Origin of the sequence: Streptomyces sp. URMC 126 (genome assembly GCF_051386555.1) — a bacterium.
Taxonomy (GTDB): Bacteria; Actinomycetota; Actinomycetes; order Streptomycetales; family Streptomycetaceae; genus Streptomyces.
Map to the genome: position 1 here is coordinate 1 of NZ_JBPQTX010000895.1, position 270 is coordinate 270.

At 62.6% G+C, this 270-nt stretch carries 1 protein-coding gene; it reads right to left on the reverse strand.

Going from position 1 to position 270, the window contains the following annotated elements; genetic code table 11:
• A partial coding sequence (locus ACSNOK_RS34385; protein WP_436784649.1) for a DUF2076 domain-containing protein occupies window positions 1–231 on the reverse strand: 231 nt, incomplete at its 3' end.
• Between the last annotated feature and the right edge of the window lie 39 nt (window positions 232–270).

Consider the following 270-nt stretch of genomic DNA (forward strand, 5'->3'; position numbering starts at 1 on the left):
CTGCTGGGGCTGCGGCTGGTGCTGCAGTTGCTGGATGTGCTCTTGTGCCGTGTTCAGCGCCTGTTCCTGCACCATCACCGTCTGGGCCAGGTAATAGGCCGCGCCGGGGTTGCGGGCGATCAGATCACTGATCAGCGCCTCGGCCTCGGGGTCGCGATGAGGCTGGGCTTGGGCGGCTTGGCCGAGCTTGCCAAACAGCCCCTCGATGGCTTGCCTGTCGTTATGGTCCATGACGTCTTCTCCTTCTTGTCTGCTCGTCTAGTCTGTCTT